Here is a 22,934-nt window from a genome sequence, read left to right on the forward strand (position 1 = left end):
ATTGTGACCATCCTACCACCGCCAACCAAGACTTTGGATAAGCAGCCCGCTACAATCCACTATATGACACGACAACGCTCCTCTCGCCCAAACACTCGTTCAAGTACTCATTCAGGTACTCGCTCAACTGCTTCCCGTGGTGCGCCCATCAAACAGCCCGGTAAGCTACGTATTATCGGTGGTGATTTTCGCCGTCGCCAGCTACCCGTGCTTGATCGCCCCGGCCTGCGTCCTACCCCGGACAGGGTGCGCGAAACGCTGTTTAACTGGCTAGGCCAGCAGCTATACGGCCAGCGCGTGCTGGACCTGTTTGCGGGCACCGGCGCATTGGGTATTGAAGCGCTCTCGCGCGGCGCGGCCCATGTTGATTTTATCGAACGTGACAGCAGCGTGGCGGCCTATATTACCCAAAATTTGGACGCCCTTGGCGCTACGCATGGCCATGTGACTACCCGTGACGCTGAGACTTTCCTTAACCAGCCTTCACAACCTTATGATCTGGTATTTCTTGATCCGCCCTTTAATCAGGGGCTTGCCGCCAACTGCTGCAGCGCTCTGGAAAGCCGCGGCTGGCTTACTCAAGACGCCATGATTTATCTGGAAACCGAGCGCGCCCTCACGCCGGTTGCCCCGGCGAATTGGCAGCTGCATCGCGAAACTCAGGCGGGGGAAACCACCGCTCGGCTCTACCTGCGACAAACTCCCTAAACAGCGCTTGCCGATAACGCCCACGAGCGTTACGCTCGCCACATTCGCCCCTGTTGGCAAGCCTGTCGTTTGTTTTTATAACCTGTGTTTATAACCTGGAGATTTACATGAGTCTGGAACTGTTCAATCAGCTTGAGCAAAAAGTCACCGATACGGTAGACGCGCTGGAAATGATGAAGCTGGAAAACGAAGAGCTGCGCGATGAAAATGCCAAGCTCAAGCAAGAGCGTGAAGAGTGGGAACGCCGTCTGAACAGTCTGTTGAGCAAGTTTGAAACCAGCGATACGCCTAGCACCACTAGCTAAGCGTACGTGACAGCAGTACCGCGTCTTCCCGCCCGGCGGTTCCCTGCACTGCCGGGTAGTAGCCTTTACGCAGCCCATCCACGCCAAAGCCCCAGCGCTTATACAGGCTAATAGCGGCCACATTGCCCGCACGCACCTCAAGCAGCACACGCTCGCTTTGCCACTCGGCCGCTTTCTGCAGGACCGCGTTCATCAGCCCACCGCCCACCCCAAGGTGGCGATGCTCGGGCAGTACGCCAATCGCCTGCAGCTCCGCATCAAAAGGTAAGCGCGCGACGATGGCATAGCCCACTAGCTCCCCGGCTTGAATACACCCGAACACGCAGGTTGTCGCATCGGTTAAGGCCTCATGAAGCTGAGCATCACGGGCCCCGCTTTGGGCCTGTGCTTCAAGTGCCGTCAACTGGGCAAGCCCGCTCTCCTGAAGCTCATTTATCGTGCGCTCAGTCACGACTGCTTGGACCTTTCTCAAGCGTCTGCCACTCTTGGCCAAGCACGTTTAAAGCAGGCCACAGTTCCCGCTTGGCCTGTGGACTTTGGATCAACCCGGCAAGCGACGGCCCCTGCCATATCGGCAGTGCCAGCGTTTGGCTGTGCATCTGCTGAACGTTAAGCACCTGTAAGATCTCGTCGGCCGGTGGCGTCTCATGCTCGCCCCACCACAGCACACGCTCAAGCTTCCAGCCCTTCCGGCTTGCGCTACCCGCGATAAACGCTGAAAGCCCCTCGCGGGCTTCTTCAAGTGGCTCTGCGACTTCAAAAACGTTGGCCATGGGCGGCCATTCAAACAGCATGATGCTAGGCAGTTCGCCCTGCTGAATGCTGGCAGCCTGCAAGATATTGCTTAGCAGCTGCTGCTCTTTAGGCGTGATATTGCCGGGGTGCAAACTCAGCCAGCGCTGGCCAATACACATGCAGGAAAGCGCAAAGCGCAGGGGCTTGGCAGAGGCTGCGGGTGTCGGCTTGGGCGCAGGCGATACTGCTTCTTTAACGGGCGGCTCAGCGACCGGCGGGGCCTGCCCAAGCAGGGCCCGCACTGACAAAGGCGAAGCCTCAGGCGATGGTGTGCTTACCTCAGCCGGTTTGGCTTCTTTGCGCGGCGGCGGTGCATCATCAAGCACCGCTTGCAGGCGATCACGCGGAGGTGTTTTTTCTGGTGGCGTATCGTCCCACTCGCAGGCTTCGGTCGGCAGCGCATTCGGCAGCTGATAGCGCGACGCCCAGGCGGTAATGCCCATGGCGTCGAGGTAGTAACGGCGGACAACTTCTGGTGTCACTGGCCGCCGCCACGACAGTTGGGTGAATCAGGACGCTCACCGCCCCGCGCCTGCCATTCAAGCGGCGTATATAGGTGTAGCGCCAGCGCGTGGACCGGTCCGGACAGTTCGTCGGCCAGCAGCGCGTAGATTTTCTGGTGGCGCTTCACCGGCATTAAGCCGTCGAAAATATCGCTTACCAGCGTCACCTTAAAATGGGTTTCGGAGTTGGCGGGCACGTTATGCATGTGGCTTTCGTTTTCCACACGCACTGCTTCAGGCGCTAACGCCGCTAACTTCTGCTCGATCTGTGCTTGCACCGTCATGCATGCTCTCCTCGGTATTCAACATTTTTATTGTACGCGCTTACTGGCTGCCAGACGACGTCCGCCGCTCAACAAGTGCACGCCGGGCGACAGAAATTCTTGAAAGGCTTGCCAGCAGCGCCAGAAACGACGTAGCGGCTCCCAGCCACAGGGTTACTTGAACGGCCAAGCCAAGCGCCAGAGCGGCGCCCACCATGGCGACTCCCAGCGACTGACCCACCGTGCGGATAGTACTCATGACGCCCGATACGTTAGCGCTACGCTCAGGGGGCAGACTGCCCATCATTTCGCGATTATTGGGCGGCTGAAACAGGCCAAAACCGATTCCGCACAGCGCTGTGCGCCAAAGGCTTTCCGCCACGCCCATGGTTTCATCCACCAGCGCCAGCGCGATTAATCCAGCAATCAACAGTCCAAGCCCGGCGCTTGAAAGCACGCTTGGGTTAATGCGATCGGCAAGCCGGCCCGCCAGTGGGCCCACCACCATAATGGCGAGGGGCCATGGGGTAAACAGCCAGGCGGTTTCCAGCGGCGTAAAGCCCATTTGCTCCTGATAGAAAAACGATAGCGCTACAAACGTCAGCCCCTGACCAATAAACGCAAGCCCTGACGCGGATACTGCAAGGGTGAAGCGCTTTTCAGCAAACACGCTAAGCGGCAGCAGCGGATATGGCGCGCGGCGCTGACGGGCAATAAAACCTGCAAAGCTTGCTACCGCCAACAGCGCCCAGGCACCCACTTGCCAGAAAGGCGCCGCGTGCCCCACGGCATCCATGGCCAAAAAGAAGCTTGCCAGCATCAGCATGGAAAGCAGCGCACCCAAAAAATCGAAGCCGCCCTGGCGAGGCTTGTCCTTTGGCAGGGCCCGGTTCGCCAACCATAGCGAACATAACCCCAAGGGTAGATTGAGCGCAAACAGCCACGGCCAATCGGCAAACGATAGAATTACCCCGCTGAGCGTAGGCCCTGCGGCATAGCCACCCGCCACGACCAGCGCGCTTAACCCCAAGGCGCTGCCCAGCAGACGCGAGGGAAAGATAGCCCGATAAAGCGCAGGGCCAATCGAGAGCGTGGCGGCAGCGCCCAGGCCCTGCAAAGCGCGAAACACCAGCAGCGCTTCCAGATTGCGGGAAAGCGCGGCACCCAGCGCGCCCAGCATGAAGGTGGTCAATCCAAATAGGTAAATATGTCTGCGGGTGACCAGTTCACTGATCCCGGCAAATACCAGCAAAAACGCCGCGCACACCACCTGAAACATATTGGTGATCCATACCGCACGCGACGCCGATGCGTTTAGATCCGCGGCAATAGTAGGCAGAGCAAGGTTGATCATGGTGGTATCCACCACCGCCATCAGCGTACCGGTAATCAATGCCAGCACCGCTAACGCACGTTCAGGCCCGGGCAGGCCGTCGTCTCCAGGACGGGTTTCAAACAGTCGCATGGGTGGGATGTTCCTAAAACGAAACGACTAACACGTTAAAACCGGCCTAAGCCGGTTTTAACGTGCATGAACGCAGCCGCCTGAAAGCGGTTACGACATTAGCTAACGCCGTGCGTTAATCCTGGTCGTTGTCGAGCAGCAACGCATCATCAACATCAGAAATTTCAAGCGCTGTCTCATCATCCAGGTCGATGGCGAGGTAGCTGTGCTCAATGCGCAGAAATTCCTGAAATAGCGCCCAGTTGAGCGTTTCCGGCCACTGACGTTCGTCCTCTTCCCAAGCACGCAGCTCGGTCTCGAGAATTTCGGCAAAGCGGTCGCGTACAAAGGTTTCAAGCGCTTCCGGGGTATCCATCTCAGGGATAAGATAAACGGTACTTTCACGTTCGACGTCGTCCAGTGTCAGGTCGTCGTCTCCCATGGTGGGTTCCAGCGCATTGATCCAGTCCACAAAGGGCTGGGTCGGCCTGACGCTCAGAGCGGAGCGGTTAAGCAGTTTCATGGGATTCTCCTCGCCGTCGAAACGTTGACCATTATGGGCGCTAAAACGCGCCCTTACCAACTTTTAGTCTACTTCGGGGCGCATCGCCGGGAACAGCAGCACATCACGAATGGAGGGACTGTCGGTAAACAGCATCACCAAACGGTCAATACCAATACCTTCACCGGCGGTGGGCGGCATGCCATATTCCAGGGCACGTACGTAGTCAGCATCGTAGTACATCGCCTCCAGGTCGCCCGCCTCTTTCTCGGCAGCCTGCTCACGGAAGCGCTCGGCCTGGTCCTCGGCGTCATTCAGCTCCGAGAAACCGTTGGCAATTTCACGCCCGCCGACAAAGAACTCGAAGCGGTCGGTGACAAACGGGTTGGCATCGTTGCGCCGCGCCAATGGGCTGACTTCGGCCGGGTATTCGGTAATGAAGGTCGGCTGGTCGAGCTTGTGCTCGGCCACTTCTTCAAAAATTTCCGTTTGGACTTTACCCAGGCCCCAGCTGTCCTTGACCTTGATGCCCAGTTTCTGGGCCGTTGCGCGCGCCGCCTCCAGGCTATCCAGATCTGCATCGGTAATCCCGTCGCCGTGATCCAGAATCGACTGCTTGAGCGTCAAACGCTTGAACGGCTGGCCAAAGTCGTAGCTTGCGCCCTGGTATTCAAGCGTTGTGGTGCCCAGCACTTCTTCGGCCGCGGTACGCAGCATCGCCTCGGTCATGTCCATCAGGTCGTTGTAGTCGGCATACGCCCAGTAGAATTCGACCATGGTGAATTCAGGGTTATGCCGCGTGGAAAGACCTTCGTTACGGAAGTTGCGGTTGATTTCAAACACCTTCTCGAAACCACCCACCACCAGGCGCTTGAGGTAAAGCTCGGGCGCGATGCGCAGGTACATGTCCATGCCCAGCGCGTTGTGGTGGGTAACAAACGGGCGCGCCGTGGCACCACCAGGAATCGCCTGGAGCATGGGCGTTTCCACTTCCATAAAGCCACGCGTTTCAAAGAAACGGCGCATGGAGCTGATCACCGCCGCCCGCGTCTCAAACGCCTTGCGCGACTGCGGGTTCATGATCAGGTCCACGTAACGCTGACGATAGCGCGCCTCTTGATCCGTCAGGCCGTGGAATTTATCCGGCAGCGGGCGCAGGCTCTTGGTCAGAAGCTGAGCCTCGACCATCATCACGTACAGATCGCCCTTGCCGGACTTATGCACCGGGCCGCGGGCCGCCACGATATCACCGATATCCCAGCCCTTGATGTCTTCAAGCACTTCAGCCGGCAGGCCTTTTTTATCCACGTAAAGCTGGATCTGCCCCGCCACGTCCTGAATAACAATAAACGGGCCGCGCTGGCGCATAACACGCCCCGCCACCGACGCCTGGTGGTCCAGCGTTTCCAGTTCGGCTTTGTCTTTATCGCCCAACAGGTCTTGCAGCTCGACAGTCAGGCTGTCGCGGCGAAAGTCATTCGGGAAAGCGCTCCTCCCTTGCTCTGCGGCCAGCTCACGACGCGCGGTGAGCTTGGCGCGACGCTCGGCAATAAGATGATTTTCGTTTTCAGGAGAAGACGCGTCTTGGTTAGCCATGGGGCACCCTATTCATGTTCGAACGCTAAAAAGATTACAAACCTTGCTTGAGGCTGGCGACGATAAACTGATCTAAATCACCGTCGAGGACCTTGTCGCAGTTGCTGGACTGTACGCCGGTGCGCAAATCCTTGATGCGCTGGTCATCAAGCACGTAAGAGCGAATCTGGCTGCCCCAGCCGATATCGGCTTTGGAGTCTTCTGCCTCCTGCTTTGCGGCATTACGCTTTTGCATTTCATGCTCCCAGAGCTTCGCCTTTAACTGTTTCATGGCAAAGTCACGGTTAGCATGCTGGCTGCGCTGGTTCTGACACGCCACCACAATACCGGTAGGCTCGTGGGTGATCCGCACCGCCGAATCGGTGGTATTAACGTGCTGGCCGCCCGCGCCGCTTGAGCGGTAGGTATCAACGCGCAGGTCCGAAGGATTGATCTCAACCTCGAAGCTGTCGTCGACTTCCGGTGACAGGAAAACAGACGCAAACGACGTATGACGGCGGCCGCCTGAGTCGAACGGGCTTTTACGTACCAGCCGGTGAACCCCGGTTTCAGTGCGCAGCCAGCCAAAGGCGTGGTCACCCTGAACGTGAATAGAGGCCGACTTGATACCTGCTACTTCACCGGCGGAAATTTCGGTTATTTCAGCCTTGAACCCGTGACTTTCTGCCCAGCGCAGATACATACGCAGCAAAATATTGGCCCAGTCCTGAGCTTCCGTACCGCCGGAACCCGACTGAATGTCCAGGTAGGCGTTGTTTTCATCCATCTCGCCGGAAAACATGCGCCGAAACTCAAGCTTTTCAAGCGCCGCCTGAAGGCCATCAAGCTCTTTGCGCACTTCTTCAACCGTACCTTCGTCGTCTTCCATTTCGGCGAGTTCTAAAAGGTCGCGGCTATCGCCAAGGCCCTGATCCAGTTCGTCGATAGTGGCAACGATCGCTTCGAGTGAAGAGCGCTCTTTACCCAGCTTTTGCGCATAGGCTGGGTCGTTCCAGACATTCGGGTCTTCAAGCTCGCGAGAGACTTCTTCTAGCCGATCTTTACGCTCGGCATAGTCAAAGATACCCCCTAAGAACGTCTGTCCGCTCAGACAGGTCCTTGATCTGGTTATGTATCGGGTTGGTTTCCAACATGGATCGCCCTGGCCTTGGTCAATATGACATGGTTCAAAAGAAAGACGCGCCGCGATGGCGTCTCGGCTGGATGATTCCAAGCCAGCACCACAGCGGCGAAATTCTGAGAGCGCATTGTAACGAAACCTAGCGCTTCTCGCATCCATCGCCATATACCGCCCATGATTAAACCCGGCGTTCGCCGGGTTTAAGGAGGTCATCTTATTAACGCTTAAAGCGCAGGTTTAAAAACGATGTTTTAGAAACGATAGGTTAGCTGGGCACCAAAGCCGTGGGCTTCGTTTTTATAGTCCGCCGCGTAAGTGGCGCCGCCCACCGGCACGCCACCGGTTGCAGGGCTTGCCAGCAGGTCGCTACGCTCTTGCTCAAGCGAGGTACTACGCTCGGTCAGGTAGGAGTAGGCAAAATCTAGCGTCATATCAGGCGTTGGGCTCCAACCAGCACCCAGGGAGAATATCCGCCGGTCATCCGAGGGAATACGCACGCTGCGATCTTCGTCGTTGGTAGGTGTGTAATCCAGAGTGACCCCGGCCCGCAGTGCGAGCGTTGGCGTCAGCTGATACTCACCACCGGTCGCAAACGCCCAGGCATTGGAGTAGTTCTGAGGCTCTTGGGTAATCGTATCGCCTGCGCCGCCCTGTACCAGAATCTGGTCAAAGTGGCTCCAGCGCACCCAGGAGGCGCCAAACATCAACTTCAAGCGGTCGGTCATTTGCTGAGTCAGCGAGAAGTTGACCGTTTCAGGCGTGGTGAGATCAAGGCTCGCACTGTCATCAGCGCGCACCACATTACCTGCCGGGTCGCGGGCAACGAAGGTACCTTCCAGGGTGTAATCGACTTTCGAGCGGTAGGTTAAACCGAAGGTGGTCTCCGGCACGGGCTGGTAAATCACGCCCAGATTGTAACCCCAGGCTTCGTCTTCGCCCTCTACACGTGAATCGATATCACCGGCGGCGTTGAATCCAGCACTGGAAGGCAGCTGACGGCGCAGCTCACCATCCACCTTGTTATAGGTGACGCCAGCACCCACGGCCCACTGATCGTTTAGGCGGTAGGAGACGGTCGGCTGAGCAGACATGACCGTGACTTCGGTATAGTCGCCAAAATAGCGCCCCTGAAAGCTGTCTTCATATTCGGTTTTGGAGCCGAAAGGGGCGTATACACCAAACCCGAAAGCTAATCGGTCAGTCACCGGCTGAGCATAGAAGGCAAACGGCACCAGAGTGCCTGGCACCATATCGCCATCACTACTGCCGGGAATACCGCCAACAGGTATCTGCGTTCCCGTCGGCGCACCGCCAGTGGCTACGCCTGAATCCAGGGTGCGGCTCGCTTGGACATTATCAATATCGGTATTAACGTTTAGATAGGTGCCACCTACCGTTACCTGAGCACGATCGAGAAACGACATACCCGCCGGGTTACCGTACACAATCGTTGCGTCGTTAACATTGGAGCTACGCCCGGCATGACCATAGCCCTGGCCACTAACGCTTTGCTCGTTAATCTGATAGCCGCCGGCGTTGGCTGTGCTGGCTGTAAAGACAGCGGCTGAAACCGCAGCTGCTAGCGTGAGCTTATTAAATTTATTATTCATGGTTAGCCTCTTGTCCCAATGATCCTGCGGATGGATGCATCCGCCTGCGCTTATTTATCTACTTATTTTTTGGTGACTGGTTTTTTTGTAGCTAGGTTTTGTAGCTAGCATTTTTATACCTCGGTCTTGCCTCTCAGTTTTGGCCTAAAGTGACCTTGGGTTCAAGGGGCAAACGAGCGTTTTATTTTGTTTTCTGCTTATACATTAGTCGCACGAGCGTTTTAAATCGTTGTTTTAGTCGTTTTAAGTCTTTTTAAGTAATTACTTCAGCACCTCCGCTTGACCTATGTGTAACCCACAGGTTTTACACTTATGCTATTCCAAGCGTTTAACCGGGCACGCAATCAATGCCAAGAGGAGTGCGCCATGAAAGTCAGCGAGCTTGCCAAACACGGCGGTGTTACCGCAGAGACAGTGCGTCATTACACCCGCGAAGGTTTACTTTCCCCAAAGCGCCATCCAGAAAACGGCTATCAGCTCTTTTCAAGCACTGACCTTGAGCGACTGCACTTTATTCAGCGGGCACGCAAGCTGGGATTTAGCGTAGCGGAGATACGCGACATTCTCCTGCATGCCGACCACGGCGACTCGCCTTGCCCGCTGGTGCGCGATCTGCTTGCCAGCCGCCTGCCGCAGATCCGCGCGCGCATTGCTGAGCTTGAAGCGCTGGCCCAGCGCATGGAGCAGGCGCTGGAGAGCTGGCAGCACATGCCGGACGGCACGCCGGATGGGCATAGTCTGTGCCGCCTTATTGAAAGCTTCCCCGACGAGCCATCCACCCAGGAGGCGTTATGAACGTTACCCCCGATTCGCGCCATGTGGCGCTTCGCACCGTTACCAGCATGAGCTGCCAGGGTTGCGTCAAGCGGATGCGCGAGGCGATTCAGGCAGAAGACCCAGCGGCTGAGGTGGTGGGCACCCCGGCTGAAAAACGCCTTGAAGTTACGACAAGCCTGGACGATAGCCGACTGAACGCGGCGCTTGAGAAAGCTGGCTACCCGGCCAGCAACGACCCCGCCTCGCCGGCAGCGCCTGAAGCATCTCAAGAGGCGGCTGATATACCGGCCACGACTGAACAGCGCCCCAAGCCAGGTCCCAGTCTACGCCTGGCGATTAGCGGCATGACCTGCGCCAGCTGCGTTAAAAGCGTTCAGAATGCCTTGGGAAATACTCAGGGTGTGGAAGCCGCGAGCGTCAACTTCGCGACCCACACCGCTCAGGTGGTAGGCAACGCCGATGTGCAAGCCCTTATCAAAGCGGTCGCCTCAGCCGGTTACACGGCTGAGCCGATTGTGGATATGCGCGAAGCCGAACGCGTTCGCGCCGAGCAGGATGCCACTACCTATCGCCAGCGGCTGCGGGGCAGCGCCATCGCGCTGGCATTGGCCATTCCCCTGATGCTCAGCATGTTTATCTATCATCCGCATGTCATGGGCCTGGGCCGCGTTTACTGGCTGGTGATTGGCGTCTTGACCCTGGGCGTGCTCGCGTTTCCAGGCCGCCACTTCTTTATTAACGCTTGGAAAAATCTCAAACGCCATCAGGCCAATATGGATACATTGGTCGCGATAGGCACGGGTACCGCTTGGCTCTACTCCATGGCAGTGGTGCTGTTTGCTCCCTGGCTGCCTGAAATAGCCCAGGGCATTTATTTTGAAGCCTCAGCGATGGTGATTGGACTTATCTTGTTGGGGAACGCCATGGAGCTTCGCGCTCGTGGGCGTACCAGCAATGCGTTGAAGCGCCTGCTTGATTTGCAAAGCCGCACGGCGCGCGTCATTCGAGGCGGCCAGGAGCAAGAGGTAGATGTGGATGATGTTCGTGAAGGCGACCATATTCGCGTGCGCCCCGGCGAGCGCTTACCGGTAGATGGCGAAGTCACCGAAGGCCAGAGCCATATTGATGAATCCATGTTGACCGGTGAGCCGTTGGCCGTCAGCAAGCAAACGGGTGATGACGTCAGTGCAGGCACGGTCAATGGCCAGGGCGGGCTGGTTTACCGCGCGACCCGTGTGGGCCGCGATACCCGCCTTGGGCAAATCACCGAGCAGGTCGCCAGCGCCCAGAATTCGCGCCCGCCGATTGGTGAGCTGGCGGATAAAGTATCGAGCATCTTCGTGCCGTCCGTCATCATTATTGCCGTACTGGCGGCACTTGTATGGTTTAACGTTGGCCCTGAACCACGCGTAATTCATATGCTGGTGGCGGCCACGACCGTGCTGATTATTGCCTGCCCCTGCGCACTGGGCCTTGCTACCCCCATTTCCACCATGATTGGCGTGGGCAAGGCCGCTGAACAGGGCGTACTGGTAAGAAGCGGCGAAGCGCTGCAAACCGCCAGCAAATTGACCACGCTGGTGGTCGATAAAACCGGTACGCTCACCGAAGGCAAACCCAGCGTCACCGATATGCAGCTATTTGGCATGAACGAAGCCACGGTGCTGGGTTGGGTACACGCCCTGGAGCGCGGCTCTGAGCACCCACTGGCGGCCGCCCTTATCGCCTACGCGGATGCGCAGGGCGCCGCGCCTGTCGAGACTCAGGGGTTTGAAAGTGTCACGGGCGGCGGTGTAAAAGCCGAGACGCGTGACGGTAACGCGCTTCTGCTGGGCAATGCGCGCCTGCTTGAAGATAGCGGCGTCGACCTTTCATCTGCCCAAAAAGACGTTACCGCGTTACAAAACCAGGCGCGTACGCTGGTGTATCTGGCAGTGGATAATCAGCTAGCGGCGCTATTCGGGATTAGCGACCCGTTACGTAATGATGCCGTCGCGGCCGTTAAGCGCCTGCAGCAGGATGGCCTGAACGTCGTCATGCTGACCGGTGATAATCAGCATAGCGCCGCGGCGATTGCCCGCGAAGTAGGTATTACGACGTTTAAAGCGGGCCTGACACCCGAGGATAAGCACGCGGAGATTGAGCGTTTACAGCAGGCAGGGGAAATCGTGGGCATGGTGGGCGACGGTATTAACGACGCTCCGGCACTGGCGCGCGCCAACGTCGGCTTTGCGATTGGTCAGGGGACGGATATCGCCATGGAAAGTGCGGGGATTACGTTAATGCGTGGCTCGCTTCACGGCGTGGCCTCAGCGATTGAAACCAGCCGCGCCACGCTTGCCAATATCAAGCAGAACCTGGTGGGCGCCTTTGGCTATAACGTGCTGTGCATCCCGATTGCGGCAGGCCTGCTCTACCCAATGACCGGCATGCTGCTTTCACCGATTATCGCGGGTGTCGCCATGTCACTCTCCTCCATCACCGTGGTGAGTAACGCCAACCGCCTGCGGTTCTGGAAGCCCACTCAACAGGAGGCCTCATGAGCTTACTGGTTAACGCAGCGGGCCTTGGACTAATTGCCTTGGTCGTCTGGTGGTTCTGGCTTAGCTAGAGCGCTAACTCACACCGATATACCGCCCGGGCTTATGGTTCAGGGCGATGATCAAATTCAACGTCAGCGCCCCCAGCACCGAATAGCCAACGCGGTCTAACGGTAGCTGGGTAAGTGCCACCAGCAAAATCACCCCGTCGATGCCTAGCTGCACATAGCCCGCTCTCAGGCCGTGGCGGTCCTGCAGGTAGAGCGCTAGAATATTGATGCCGCCAAGGCTTGTGCGGTGGCGAAACAGCATCAGCATGCCAATGCCCATCAACGCCCCGCCCATGAGTGCCGCGTAGAGCGAAGGCACGCTTTCAAACTGCACCCAGCCCTGGGTTAATTCAGAAAATAGCGATACCAGGCCAATAGCGATAAACGTGCGCAGCGTAAAGCTCCATCCCATACGCTTGATCGCCAGGTAGTAAAACGGCAGGTTGATGGCAAAAAACCACAGCCCAAACCCCCACTGCGTCACGTAATTAAGCAGCAGCGCCAAGCCCGCAGTGCTGCCGGTTAGCAGCACCGCTTGGGTATAAAAAGTAACGCCGAGTGCCACGAAAAACGTGCCGAGCAGCATCGCCATTATATCCTCATAGAGGCGGTGCTGGTCCTTGGGTAAATCTTCCACGCGCATTAAAACGCCCTTATGAAGTGTGGCGGGTTGATGAACCGGGGTGATGAAAGCGTTTAAACTGCGCTGGCATGCTCAACCATCAACTGCAGCGACTCCCGGCCCCGCCAGCGGTTGCGGTTGAGCTTGTAAGCACAGTGCAGCGTGTCGCCAATATTGAAAGCAGGCAGCTCCCCCGGCGTTAAGGCGCGAAACCAGATCGCTTTGCAGGTGATGGCACCCATGGAGAGCTCGAGCATCAAGTGCGCGCCATCAGCACCCACCGGGCGCAGCGCTTCGACGATAAAACGCCCTTCAAAAAGCGGTGCATCAAATTCACGTCCATAGGGGCCCAGCGCGTCGATCTCCTCAAGTGTCGCCAGCGAAAGCTGCGCGGTGGAAAGCTCGCCGTCCGTCCATAGCCTGGGATAGAGCGAACGCCCCTCCAGCTGTTCCGCCACGGCCTTGAGAAACGCTTGTTTAAACACGTCCAAGTATTCGCGAGGGACACCCACTCCGGCAGCACCGCTGTGCCCACCAAAGCGTGGTAGCGCCTCTGGGGCCAGTTCAAAGGTACGCTGCAGCGCATCGCGCAAGTGCAAACCATCGATTGAGCGCCCAGAGCCGGTGAGCATATTGGGCGCCGCCGCCTGTGTCAGCACCAGCGCAGGGCGCCCGTAAGACTGCACCAGCCGGGAGGCCACAATGCCCTGAACACCAGGATGACCATCTTCCAGAAACACCACCACGGCAGGCTCATCGGCGATCAGCGCACTGGCGGCCAGCGCCCGTGCCTCTTCGGCCATATCAGCCTCAATCGCCTTACGTGACTGGTTGTCCTGATCCAGCACTTCGAGCTGGCGGTTAGCGACGGCGTCGCTTTCGGCCAGCATGAAATGCAGTGCGGCATAAGGGTCATCCAGCCGCGAGCGGGCATTGATCCGCGGGCCCATCTGAAAGGCCAGGGTTTCGGCATTGAACGGCACGCTATCCGCGCCCAGGCGTGCAGCCATGGCGCGCCAGCAGGCGGCGTCCATGCGGTTGATCAGGGTTAACCCGTAGCTCACCACGGCACGGTTTGCAGGGCTTCCACCCAGCGATACGCAGTCCGCCACGGTGCCCAGTGCCACATAGGAGAGCCAGGGCGAAAGCTTGGGCGTAGCGCTGGGCAATGCCCCCCACTCCACCAATACGCCACGCGCCAACGACATCAAAAGCCACGCCACCATGCACCCGGCGATGGTTTTATCCGGGTAGGCGCAGTCCGGGCGGGTCGGGTTCACGCAGGCGTAGGCCGACGCGGGCGGGCCGTCCAACGGCAGCGCGTGGTGATCACTGACCACTACGTCAATGCCTGCCGCTTTGAGTCGCGCAATACGCGGCTCGTCACTGCTTCCGCAGTCAGCGGTAATCACCAGTGTTGGGAATGGCTTGAGCGCCAGCGTGCGCTCAACTAACGGCAAGCTGATGCCGTAGCCATCGTGAATACGGTGGCCGATCAGGCTATGCAGTTTGTGCTCGGGCACACCAAACAGCTCAACCAACGTGCGGCGAATGACGACGTGGGAGGTAATCCCATCCACATCGTAATCGGTCAGAATCCCGATGGATTCACCCTCCGCAACAGCCTGAGCAATACGTTCGGCGGCACGGCGCCCATCGGCAAGCTTTTCCGGGTGGGCCAGATAGCGCAGGCTGGGCGTAACCAGCGGGGCAAGCTCGCCCTGATAGCCGGGCAGCCGTGAGGCCAGAAGGCGCGCCTGAAGCTCGCTCAAGCCTTGTGCCTGGGCACGGGCGTAGACAGCCTCGTCCAGCGGACGAGGCTCCAGCATTAGCTGCGTAGTGTGCTGAGGCGTAACGGGCTGATTGGCATCTGGCAAAGCAGTCATCATGTGTTAACGGCGGTTATCCGCCACAAACTGCTGTACGGCGCTCAGCTCAGCAGGCAGTACCGTGTAGCGCTCTTCCCGCTCCAGCAAATCATCCATGTGTGTGGGCAGGGGTACGCCCTGGAAACCTGCTTTCACTACGGCCTCAGCAAACTTGGCCGGGTGCGCGGTGGCAAGCGTTATCATCGGCGTTGATTGATCAGCGCGGACACGCTCAGCAGCGCGGTAGCCCGTGGCGGTGTGCGGGTCGAGCATTTCACCAGTACGGTGATGCGCTTCGCGAATGACTTCCAGAATGGTGTCATCGTCCACACTAAAACTTGAGAACTTCTCACGCAGCTTGGCAAGCGGCGCATCGGCAAGCGCGGTAGGCTCTTGCTGAAAGCGCTCCAGCAGTGCCGCTACGGCCGCGCCATCACGGTCATAGGCATCAAACAGAAGACGCTCGAAGTTCGACGACACCACGATATCCATGGAAGGCGCGAGCGTTGCCTCAAGCTCCTTCTTGGAGAAGTCGTTGGCGGCAAGCGTGCGGTGCAGAATATCGTTGGAGTTGGTGGCGATGATGAACTGCTTGACCGGCAGCCCCATCTTGTACGCCATGTAGCCCGCAAACACGTTGCCGAAGTTGGCCGACGGCACGCAGAAGCTGACTTCGCGATGCGGAGCACCCAGCGCGACACCTGATGCAACGTAGTAAACGATTTGCGCCATGATGCGCGCCCAGTTGATCGAGTTGACCGCCACCAGGCGCGTGCCGTTCAAAAAGTCCTGATTGGCAAAGCTTGCCTTGACCATGGCCTGAGCATCGTCAAAATTGCCTTCAATGGCCACGTTGAACACGTTGTTGGCCAGTACAGAGGTCATCTGACGGCGCTGCACTTCAGACACCCGCTTGTGCGGATGCAGAATGAAGATATCCAGATTGTCGCAGTGGCGACAGCCTTCAATCGCGGCTGACCCGGTATCGCCCGAGGTGGCACCCATGATTACCGCGCGCTCGCCACGCTTTTTCAAAAAGTGATCAAGCAGGCGGCCCAAAAGCTGTAGCGCGACGTCTTTAAACGCCAGCGTCGGGCCATGGAACTGCTCAAGCAGGAAGTGATTGGCGTCGAGCTGCTTAAGCGGCACTACCGCATCGTGGGTGAAAGTGGCGTACGCTTCGGTCACGATGGTGCGGAAAGTGCCGTCGTCGATCTCGCCGTTCACAAACGGCTTCATAACTCGAAAGGCAATCTCGGCGTAAGAGAGCCCGGCCATATCGGCCAGCGCTTCTTTCGAGAGAGTGGGCAGCTCTTCCGGCACGTAAAGGCCGCCGTCGCTGGCCATACCGGTTAGTACGACTTCTTCAAACGAGAGCGCGGGCGCCTGCCCACGCGTACTGATATAGCGCATAGTGGGTTACTCCCCTTCGCTCAGGCTTTCCACGCGGATGCGTGTCACTGGCCCGGCGATATCGGCCATCGCTTCGATTTCGCGGATCGCTTCGTTCATCTGCTTCTCTTTGGTGCGATGCGTCAGCAGAATAATCGGCACCAGTTCACCTTCGGTCGCCTCTTTCTGGATCAGCGCCTCGATCGAGATGCCCTGCTCGGCAAGAATAGTGGCCACACGCGCCAATACGCCAGGACGATCCACCGCCAGCAGGCGCAGGTAATACGCCGTGATGATATCTTCCATGGGCATAATCGGCAGCTGGCTGACGTCTTCATCAATACCGCTGAACGCCAGATACGGCACGCGGTAGTGATGGTCAGTAGAGATATCGCGAGCCACGTCCAGCAGGTCGGCAACCACGGCAGAAGCCGTCGGCTCAGCACCCGCACCGGCACCATAGTAAAGCGTGGGGCCAACCGCATCGCCCATGATGGCGATGGCGTTTTTGACGCCGTGCACGTTGGCCAGCAAACGCTCTTTGGGGATCAGCGTGGGGTGAACGCGCAGCTCAAGCCCCTGATCGGTGCGTTTGGAAATACCCAGGTGCTTGATGACGTAGCCCAGGTTATCGGCCTGCTCAACATCTTCAGCAGTAATCCGTGAAATGCCTTCAGTGAAGGCTTTCTCGAACTGGAGCGGCACGCCATAGGCAATCGAGGCCAGAATGGTCAGCTTGTGCGCCGCATCGATACCTTCCACGTCAAACGTGGGGTCGGCTTCGGCGTAACCCAGTGCCTGCGCTTCGGCAAGCACGTCTTCAAAGGGCCGGCCTTCGTCGCGCATATGGGTCAAAATAAAGTTGCCGGTACCGTTAATGATACCTGCCACCCACTCGATACGGTTGGCACCCAGGCCTTCACGCAGCGATTTGATAACCGGAATACCGCCCGCAACGGCAGCTTCAAAGGCAACGATAACGCCCTTTTCATGGGCGGCCTTGAAGATTTCGTTACCGTGAACGGCAATCAGCGCCTTGTTGGCCGTTACCACGTGCTTGCCGTTGGCAATCGCGGTCAACACCAGCTCGCGGGCCATGTCGTAGCCGCCGATCAGCTCGACCAGCACATCGACGTTAGGGTTATTAGCCACCTCGAAAACATCGGTGGTTGTGTTAATACCGGTAATATCGCAGTCAGGATGGATACTGCGATGAGCCACCTGCTCAATAACAATAGGGCGGCCTGCACGGCGTGCAATATCATCAGCGTTGCGCGTCAACACATTGAACGTGCCGCCACCAACCGTGCCTAGCCCACAAATGCCTACTCTTACCGGTTTCAAAATACATCCCCTTTCGTATAGGGCGCATAAAGCGCCCGGTCTTAAATCAGTGTCTCAGCGTCATCGTGATATAAACGACGATTCTATTTAGATAAAACTTACTTGGATAGAACTTACCTGGATAGAACTTACTTAAACAGGGCTTACGCGTCGCCCAAGCCTAACATGGCAGCCAGTCTTTCTGGCGGTACAAAACCAGGTACCAACTGACCATTAGGCAGAATAATCGCTGGCGTGCCCTGTATTCCAAGCGACATGCCCAACTCATACTGCTCGGCGACCGGATTATCACAGTCAGACGGGCCAGTTAGCGCTTGACGCTGCTGGGCACGGGTCATGGCTTCGCTTGAATTACTTGAACACCAAGCCTGCTGTAGCGAGGTAGCCGCCGCGCTACCCATCCCCGCACGTGGGAAGGCCATATAGTGTACCGCAATACCGCGCTCATTAAGCTCGGGTACGGTTTCGTGCAGGCGCTCGCAATACGGGCAGGTCGGGTCGGTAAATACCACCACCGTTGCTTTGGGCTCATCTACCCCGCGATACACGATGCGCTCGGACTCAGGCACAGATGCCAGTGCGGCTACGCGATCCTGATTTTTGGCCTGCTCGGTTAAATTGACCAGACCCGTTTCTGCATTTTCGAAAAGATCGCCGACAAAAAAGTGGCTACCCTCGGCGTTGGAGTAAAACGACTCGCCGCTTTCCAGAAGCACATGATAAATGCCGTCCATCGGTGTTGCGGTTACCTGTTCAACCGGCATCTGCTGGCCATTAACGCTGAGCGATTCGCGCAAATGGTCGGCGGCGGCATCAGCGTGGGCTGCGATAGGTAAAACACTTGCCATGGCGAGCGTGAATAATGCAGTGCGTAATGAGGGAGTAACCGTACGTTGGCGCATTCTTTCTTCAACCTCGCGGATGATGTTCAGCATGCAGATTCTCCAAGCGGGCTTGGGCGACATGCGTATAAATTTGAGTCGTGGATAAATCGCTGTGGCCTAACAGCAGCTGTACGACCCTTAAATTGGCCCCATGATTCAATAGATGTGTCGCAAAAGCATGGCGCAATGTGTGTGGCGACAGCGGGCGGGTAATTCCGGCTGTGATCGAATGGGCTTTTATACGATGCCAAAAGGTCTGCCGGGTCATGGCCTTATCGCTTCGCCCCGGAAACAGCGCAGGCTTTGTCGGGTCGCTCATTAGCGCTGGCCTGGCCGTTTTCATATAGTGCGCAAGCCAGTCGGCGGCTTCTTCGCCCATAGGCACTAAGCGGTCCTTGTCCCCTTTACCCCGCACACGTACCACGCCCTGGCGTAGGTTCACCGCGTCTCCGGTTAACGAGACAAGCTCCGATACACGCAACCCGCAGGCATACAGCAGTTCCAGCATGGTGCGATCACGCACGCCAAGCGGGGTTTCGATATCCGGCGCCATCAACAGGCGCTCGACCTCCGCCTCGTCCAGCGTATTGGGCAACCCGGGAAGAACGCGCGGCAACTTCACCTCAGCCAGCGGGTCGCTCGCCACATGGCCGTGCAGGCGCGCCCAGCGATAAAAACTTCTAAGACTCGATAACAGCCGGGCGTTACTGCGCAGCTGATAACCCTGCTCCCGGCGGGCGTCGAGCCATACGGGAAGCTGTTGAAGGCCGGGGGATAATATATCGTCGCCTTGCGCCACCAGATAATTCTGCCACGCGGTTAAGTCGCGCCGATAAGCGGCTAACGTATGATCGCTGGCACCCTGCTCCAACCAGAGGGCATCCAGAAAGGCATCAATGACGCTCATACGTTAACGGCCCCTAAGTTATACAGGTACATAAACAAAACCCCGCCCCGCAAAGCGGTGACGGGGTCCTGGTATCTGGGCGCAACGCATGTTCAAGACGTACGTCAAGAACGAGGCACGCCCGAGAAAGCGCCGTTTACGACAGCTTTTCTTTGATACGTGCTGACTTACCGCTACGCTCACGCAGGTAGTACAGCTTGGCTTGACGCACGTCACCACGACGCTTGACTTCAAGAGAGTCAACCAGCGGGCTGTAGGTCTGGAAGGTACGCTCAACGCCAACACCGTGAGAAATTTTACGTACGGTGAAAGCGGAGTTCAGGCCACGGTTACGCTTAGCGATAACCACACCTTCAAACGCCTGCAGACGCTCGCGGGTGCCTTCCTTTACTTTTACCTGAACGACAATGGTGTCGCCCGGTGCAAAAGAAGGAAGCTCTTTGCCCATCTGCTCGTTTTCGATCGCCTGGATCACCTTGTTCTTGCTGCTCATCTTCATGCTCCTAAATAACGGAATGGTTTGCCACGCAGTTGTGGAAGGGGCAAACCGTGATCCCGGCGCTCGAAACGAGCTTCGCGGGAGTCGTTATGGGTGACGCAGGTACGTAGGCTTGCAGTCAATAGATAAACGACGCGCCCTTGCCGTCCTGCACCGCCGCTCTGCACTATGTAGTTGAAAACAACCTACCTGGCGGGCAGAGCGTGTTCCTCGATAAACTCGTTCAGCAACTTCTGCTGCTCGGCATTAAGCTCGCGCCCCTTTAATAAATCGGGACGACGCTGCCATGTGCGGCCTAAAGACTGCTTTAAGCGCCAGCGCTTGATGGCTGCATGATTACCGCTTAGCAGCACATCCGGCACGGTCTTCCCGTCGATGATTTCTGGACGGGTATAGTGCGGGCAGTCTAACAGACCGTCATTAAACGAGTCTTCGACAGCGGAATCCTGATGCCCCAAAACACCGGGAATCAGCCTTGCCGCTGCGTCAATCAGCACCATGGCGGGCAGCTCACCGCCGCTCAACACATAGTCGCCAATCGACCATTCTTCATCAATGTCACTTTCTACCACACGCTCATCAATGCCTTCATAGCGCCCTGCCACCACCACGAGGGGGCCTGCAGCGGCTAACGCCTGAGCACCTTTTTGATCCAGCTTGCGCCCCTGGGGCGAAAGATAAATCACGGTAGGCTCCAGGCCAGTGGCTTGATGTGCCCGCTCGCGGGCATCGTGGATAGCGCCACGGAGTGTATCGACTTTCATCAACATACCCGGGCCACCGCCATAAGGACGGTCATCCACACTGCGATGGCGATCGGTGGCGTAATCCCGCGGGTTCCAGAACTCCAGGGCAATACGTTGCTTCTCAATCGCTCGACCTACTACGCCCTGCTGGGTGAGTGCATCGAACATTTCGGGAAACAACGACACCACACCGATCCACATTGCGGGCGTATCCAGGTTACTGCCAGAGCCCGGTGCTTGCGCATCACAGGTCATGTCACTGCTCAAAAGTCAGCATCCCAGTTAACGACCATACGGTCATCTTCCAGGCTGATTTCGACAATCACATCATCAGGCAGAAACGGTATCAACCGCTCGCGTTTGTCGATCGCGTCGTCATCGCCGCGAACCACCATGACATCGTTGGCGCCGGTTTCAAACAGATAGCTTATCCGTCCCAACCGCTCGCCGGCTTGAGTGAAAACAGCCAGGCCTTCAAGCTCATGCCAGTAATACTCATCGGCGGAAAGCTCAGGCAGTGCATCTTTAGGCAGTAAAATATCCGTCTGCGCCAGTGCTTCAGCGGCATTGCGGTCATCCACGCCCTTAAGCTGTACAACAAGACCTTTACCTTGCCGACGTCCCTGAACAATGGCCATTCGCGTCAGGGTTTCCCCTTTGCGCACCCACCATTCGGGGTAATCCAAAATGCTGTCCATGGGGCTGGTGTATGAATACACCTTGAGCCAGCCTTGCACCCCGTGAGGGCTGGTCAGCTTGCCTAACACCACATGCGTGTCGTCAGTATGGCTTGTTTCAAAACGCGTCATCGACGACCTCAACGTACAGCAGTCCAGATTCTACCGTGAACAGACTTATGCCTGTTTACGCGCTTCTTTAACCAGCTCAGCAACACGACCAGACAGCTGGGCGCCTTGGCTCTGCCAGTGAGTAACACGCTCTAGATCAACGCGCAGACGCTCTTCCTGACCACGGGCAACCGGGTTGAAAAAGCCAATACGCTCGATGAAACGGCCGTCACGGGCGTTACGCGAGTCGGTAACAGTCAGGTGGTAAAAGGGACGCTTCTTGGCGCCACCACGTGCCAAACGAATGGTAACCATACGATAACTATCCTTCGGTTGAGGTTACGAGAGTGGAAAATAGCGCAAACCGCCACCAGAACACTCATCATACTGTTTTCTTGATACGCCGCTCACTCAAAGATAAGTGCCTGCTTTGTATCATTTTAAGGCCTTCACGACCGGATATGACGGCAATGCTTGCGCATATTTTGCCAACACCCACGCATGAAGAGGCCGCATTCTACGCAAATGCGCCCGGATTGGAAAGCCTGACAGCCAGAAAACTCACAATACGTCAACCACTGCATTGGCGGCTAAGCGCTAACACGCTCAACAAGCGTGACGCCAACTCTTACGATCTGCGTGGCGCGCGTGGGCATCTGCACTCTTGCTTCAAGCAGGCGTAGTGCTTCAAGGGCCGTTTCCTGTACCGGATTACGCACCGTCGTTAAAGGGCAGCGCCCCCAGGCGGCACTCGGAACATCATCAAATCCGGTGACCGCTATCTCATCCGGCACCTGAATACCGCGCTGCGCGGCGGCTTCGATAACGCCCAGCGCCATGGCATCGTTGGCGCAGATAATCGCATCCAACGCCTGCCCGGCATCCAGCAGCGCCAGCCCCTCATTCAACCCACTGTGTAGCGAAAAATCTCCCCGGTGCACAGCAAGTAACGCCAGGCCGTGATGGCTCAGCGCCTGCTCGACGCCCCGCCGGCGCTCCTGATCAGAAAATGTGTCCTCAGTGCCGCCCAGCCAGGCAATCCGCCGGCGCCCCTGCTGAACCAGCCGATTCACCAGCAACTGCATACCTTTTATATTGTCGCAGCACACGGCATCCACCCCACTGCTTTCCAGCACGCGCCCAATCAATACCAGCGGTGCGCCTGAGGCCCGGCAGCGGTCAGCGATCTCGCGGCTGACCGAGCCTGCCGCCACAATAGCGCCCTCTACCTGATAGGCCAGCGCATGGTCGATCATCTCGGTGACGTTACCGCCGCGCAGCGCTGGCAATAGTAGCGGCTGATAGCCACGGGAGCTGAGTTCAAACACCAAATGCTCAAGTAGCCAGGCCTCATAAGGACGCGATATCTCTCCGGCCACCACCGCAATCAAGCCGGTGCTACGCCCCGTCAATCCCCGGGCAATGAGATTGGGTCGATAACCCAGCGCTTGGGCCACAGCCAGAACGTGTTCGCGCTTTTTTGCCGACACCGACGCCCCAGGTGTAAACGCACGAGAGACCATGGCGCGCGAGACGCCTGCCGCCCGGGCAACATCATCGGCGGTTACACGTACCGACATGCGTCAGCGCCCCTGGTGTTTTTCAACATGATGACCGCTCAATCAGCAAGATAACCCCGCCATCCTAGCACCCCCCAGCCGCCTTTGAAGC

At 57.6% G+C, this 22,934-nt stretch carries 23 protein-coding genes; 4 read left to right on the forward strand and 19 right to left on the reverse strand.

Features of this window, described 5'->3' with window-relative positions:
- Positions 1–63 precede the first annotated feature (63 nt).
- Positions 64–708 carry a 16S rRNA (guanine(966)-N(2))-methyltransferase RsmD gene (rsmD, locus tag D467_RS0114735; protein ID WP_040460568.1) on the forward strand — a complete coding sequence of 215 codons (645 nt, stop codon included), beginning with the start codon at positions 64–66 and terminating at the stop codon, positions 706–708.
- A 107-nt stretch (positions 709–815) separates the two neighbouring features.
- Entirely contained in the window at positions 816–1,013 is a 198-nt protein-coding gene (locus tag D467_RS0114740; RefSeq protein ID WP_018918300.1) for a cell division protein ZapB, read from the forward strand.
- Here the strand turns inward: D467_RS0114740 and D467_RS0114745 are convergent.
- The 8 genes from D467_RS0114745 to D467_RS0114780 all read right to left on the reverse strand — a co-directional run bounded on the left by D467_RS0114745 (position 1,006) and on the right by D467_RS0114780 (position 8,846).
- Positions 1,006–1,464: a GNAT family N-acetyltransferase gene (locus D467_RS0114745; protein WP_018918301.1), complete on the reverse strand. Its 459-nt coding sequence runs from the start codon at positions 1,462–1,464 to the stop codon at positions 1,006–1,008. The genes D467_RS0114740 and D467_RS0114745 overlap by 8 nt on opposite strands.
- Entirely contained in the window at positions 1,457–2,290 is an 834-nt protein-coding gene (locus D467_RS0114750; RefSeq protein ID WP_018918302.1) for a hypothetical protein, read from the reverse strand. Before D467_RS0114750 ends, D467_RS0114745 begins: the two co-directional genes overlap by 8 nt.
- Positions 2,287–2,595 carry a BolA family protein gene (locus tag D467_RS0114755; protein WP_018918303.1) on the reverse strand — a complete coding sequence of 103 codons (309 nt, stop codon included), beginning with the start codon at positions 2,593–2,595 and terminating at the stop codon, positions 2,287–2,289. The genes D467_RS0114750 and D467_RS0114755 overlap by 4 nt, the downstream gene beginning before the upstream one ends.
- 40 nt (positions 2,596–2,635) lie before the next feature.
- On the reverse strand, positions 2,636–4,039 hold the full coding sequence (locus tag D467_RS0114760) for an MFS transporter (protein ID WP_018918304.1): 1,404 nt from the start codon (positions 4,037–4,039) through the stop codon (positions 2,636–2,638).
- A gap of 115 nt (positions 4,040–4,154) precedes the next feature.
- On the reverse strand, positions 4,155–4,541 hold the full coding sequence (locus D467_RS0114765; RefSeq protein WP_018918305.1) for a hypothetical protein: 387 nt from the start codon (positions 4,539–4,541) through the stop codon (positions 4,155–4,157).
- 63 nt (positions 4,542–4,604) lie between these two features.
- Positions 4,605–6,116 (reverse strand): lysine--tRNA ligase, encoded by a 1,512-nt coding sequence (gene lysS / locus D467_RS0114770; RefSeq protein ID WP_018918306.1) that lies wholly within the window; start codon positions 6,114–6,116, stop codon positions 4,605–4,607.
- Positions 6,117–6,150: 34 nt separating this feature from the next.
- A protein-coding gene (prfB, locus tag D467_RS0114775; protein ID WP_155826505.1) for a peptide chain release factor 2 occupies positions 6,151–7,249 on the reverse strand; the annotation gives its coding sequence in 2 pieces (ribosomal slippage) (positions 6,151–7,173 and positions 7,175–7,249; 1,098 coding nt in all).
- Between the two features lie 238 nt (positions 7,250–7,487).
- Positions 7,488–8,846 carry an OmpP1/FadL family transporter gene (locus D467_RS0114780; RefSeq protein WP_018918308.1) on the reverse strand — a complete coding sequence of 453 codons (1,359 nt, stop codon included), beginning with the start codon at positions 8,844–8,846 and terminating at the stop codon, positions 7,488–7,490.
- 366 nt (positions 8,847–9,212) lie between these two features.
- Between D467_RS0114780 and D467_RS0114785 the strand changes: the two genes are divergently transcribed.
- Entirely contained in the window at positions 9,213–9,641 is a 429-nt protein-coding gene (locus D467_RS0114785; protein WP_018918309.1) for a MerR family transcriptional regulator, read from the forward strand.
- A complete protein-coding gene (locus tag D467_RS0114790) occupies positions 9,638–12,166 on the forward strand; it encodes a heavy metal translocating P-type ATPase (RefSeq protein ID WP_018918310.1) in 2,529 nt (842 codons plus the stop codon). The genes D467_RS0114785 and D467_RS0114790 overlap by 4 nt, the downstream gene beginning before the upstream one ends.
- 72 nt (positions 12,167–12,238) lie before the next feature.
- On the opposite strand, the gene D467_RS0114795 is transcribed toward D467_RS0114790, so the two are convergent.
- The 11 genes from D467_RS0114795 to D467_RS0114845 all read right to left on the reverse strand — a co-directional run bounded on the left by D467_RS0114795 (position 12,239) and on the right by D467_RS0114845 (position 22,843).
- Complete coding sequence (locus D467_RS0114795) at positions 12,239–12,856, reverse strand: YitT family protein (protein ID WP_018918311.1); 618 nt, start codon at positions 12,854–12,856, stop codon at positions 12,239–12,241.
- A 53-nt stretch (positions 12,857–12,909) separates the two neighbouring features.
- Entirely contained in the window at positions 12,910–14,664 is a 1,755-nt protein-coding gene (locus tag D467_RS0114800; protein WP_155826514.1) for a single-stranded-DNA-specific exonuclease RecJ, read from the reverse strand.
- 63 nt (positions 14,665–14,727) lie between these two features.
- The gene (thrC, locus tag D467_RS0114805; RefSeq protein ID WP_018918313.1) at positions 14,728–16,116 is read right to left on the reverse strand and encodes a threonine synthase; all 1,389 of its coding nucleotides are present in this window, start codon (positions 16,114–16,116) and stop codon (positions 14,728–14,730) included.
- A gap of 6 nt (positions 16,117–16,122) precedes the next feature.
- Positions 16,123–17,439, reverse strand: coding sequence for a homoserine dehydrogenase (locus tag D467_RS0114810; protein ID WP_018918314.1), 1,317 nt, complete (start codon positions 17,437–17,439; stop codon positions 16,123–16,125).
- 143 nt (positions 17,440–17,582) lie between these two features.
- Complete coding sequence (locus D467_RS0114815) at positions 17,583–18,374, reverse strand: DsbC family protein (RefSeq protein ID WP_018918315.1); 792 nt, start codon at positions 18,372–18,374, stop codon at positions 17,583–17,585.
- Positions 18,349–19,230 carry a site-specific tyrosine recombinase XerD gene (gene xerD, locus D467_RS0114820; RefSeq protein ID WP_018918316.1) on the reverse strand — a complete coding sequence of 294 codons (882 nt, stop codon included), beginning with the start codon at positions 19,228–19,230 and terminating at the stop codon, positions 18,349–18,351. Before xerD ends, D467_RS0114815 begins: the two co-directional genes overlap by 26 nt.
- Before the next feature lie 136 nt (positions 19,231–19,366).
- Positions 19,367–19,723, reverse strand: coding sequence for a 50S ribosomal protein L19 (gene rplS / locus D467_RS0114825; protein WP_018918317.1), 357 nt, complete (start codon positions 19,721–19,723; stop codon positions 19,367–19,369).
- A 191-nt stretch (positions 19,724–19,914) separates the two neighbouring features.
- The gene (gene trmD, locus D467_RS0114830) at positions 19,915–20,676 is read right to left on the reverse strand and encodes a tRNA (guanosine(37)-N1)-methyltransferase TrmD (protein ID WP_026285784.1); all 762 of its coding nucleotides are present in this window, start codon (positions 20,674–20,676) and stop codon (positions 19,915–19,917) included.
- Positions 20,677–20,738: 62 nt separating this feature from the next.
- Positions 20,739–21,284 carry a ribosome maturation factor RimM gene (gene rimM, locus D467_RS0114835; protein WP_018918319.1) on the reverse strand — a complete coding sequence of 182 codons (546 nt, stop codon included), beginning with the start codon at positions 21,282–21,284 and terminating at the stop codon, positions 20,739–20,741.
- Positions 21,285–21,329: 45 nt separating this feature from the next.
- A complete protein-coding gene (gene rpsP, locus D467_RS0114840) occupies positions 21,330–21,578 on the reverse strand; it encodes a 30S ribosomal protein S16 (RefSeq protein ID WP_009724081.1) in 249 nt (82 codons plus the stop codon).
- Between the two features lie 275 nt (positions 21,579–21,853).
- The gene (locus tag D467_RS0114845; protein ID WP_018918320.1) at positions 21,854–22,843 is read right to left on the reverse strand and encodes a LacI family DNA-binding transcriptional regulator; all 990 of its coding nucleotides are present in this window, start codon (positions 22,841–22,843) and stop codon (positions 21,854–21,856) included.
- Positions 22,844–22,934: the final 91 nt, after the last annotated feature.

This window comes from Vreelandella zhanjiangensis DSM 21076, from assembly GCF_000377665.1.
Taxonomy (GTDB): Bacteria; Pseudomonadota; Gammaproteobacteria; order Pseudomonadales; family Halomonadaceae; genus Vreelandella; species Vreelandella zhanjiangensis.

Coding starts and splice junctions, on each gene's coding strand:
- thrC (WP_018918313.1), bottom strand. CDS start 16,116: ATGCGCTATATCAGTACGCGTGGGCAGGCGCCCGCGCTCTCGTTTGAA.
- D467_RS0114760 (WP_018918304.1), bottom strand. CDS start 4,039: ATGCGACTGTTTGAAACCCGTCCTGGAGACGACGGCCTGCCCGGGCCT.
- D467_RS0114785 (WP_018918309.1), top strand. CDS start 9,213: ATGAAAGTCAGCGAGCTTGCCAAACACGGCGGTGTTACCGCAGAGACA.
- D467_RS0114845 (WP_018918320.1), bottom strand. CDS start 22,843: ATGTCGGTACGTGTAACCGCCGATGATGTTGCCCGGGCGGCAGGCGTC.
- D467_RS0114780 (WP_018918308.1), bottom strand. CDS start 8,846: ATGAATAATAAATTTAATAAGCTCACGCTAGCAGCTGCGGTTTCAGCC.
- D467_RS0114790 (WP_018918310.1), top strand. CDS start 9,638: ATGAACGTTACCCCCGATTCGCGCCATGTGGCGCTTCGCACCGTTACC.
- D467_RS0114740 (WP_018918300.1), top strand. CDS start 816: ATGAGTCTGGAACTGTTCAATCAGCTTGAGCAAAAAGTCACCGATACG.
- D467_RS0114755 (WP_018918303.1), bottom strand. CDS start 2,595: ATGACGGTGCAAGCACAGATCGAGCAGAAGTTAGCGGCGTTAGCGCCT.
- D467_RS0114815 (WP_018918315.1), bottom strand. CDS start 18,374: ATGCTGAACATCATCCGCGAGGTTGAAGAAAGAATGCGCCAACGTACG.
- rplS (WP_018918317.1), bottom strand. CDS start 19,723: ATGAGCAGCAAGAACAAGGTGATCCAGGCGATCGAAAACGAGCAGATG.
- rsmD (WP_040460568.1), top strand. CDS start 64: ATGACACGACAACGCTCCTCTCGCCCAAACACTCGTTCAAGTACTCAT.
- D467_RS0114800 (WP_155826514.1), bottom strand. CDS start 14,664: ATGCTGGAGCCTCGTCCGCTGGACGAGGCTGTCTACGCCCGTGCCCAG.
- lysS (WP_018918306.1), bottom strand. CDS start 6,116: ATGGCTAACCAAGACGCGTCTTCTCCTGAAAACGAAAATCATCTTATT.
- rimM (WP_018918319.1), bottom strand. CDS start 21,284: ATGACGCGTTTTGAAACAAGCCATACTGACGACACGCATGTGGTGTTA.
- xerD (WP_018918316.1), bottom strand. CDS start 19,230: ATGAGCGTCATTGATGCCTTTCTGGATGCCCTCTGGTTGGAGCAGGGT.
- D467_RS0114795 (WP_018918311.1), bottom strand. CDS start 12,856: ATGCGCGTGGAAGATTTACCCAAGGACCAGCACCGCCTCTATGAGGAT.
- trmD (WP_026285784.1), bottom strand. CDS start 20,676: ATGTGGATCGGTGTGGTGTCGTTGTTTCCCGAAATGTTCGATGCACTC.
- D467_RS0114765 (WP_018918305.1), bottom strand. CDS start 4,541: ATGAAACTGCTTAACCGCTCCGCTCTGAGCGTCAGGCCGACCCAGCCC.
- rpsP (WP_009724081.1), bottom strand. CDS start 21,578: ATGGTTACCATTCGTTTGGCACGTGGTGGCGCCAAGAAGCGTCCCTTT.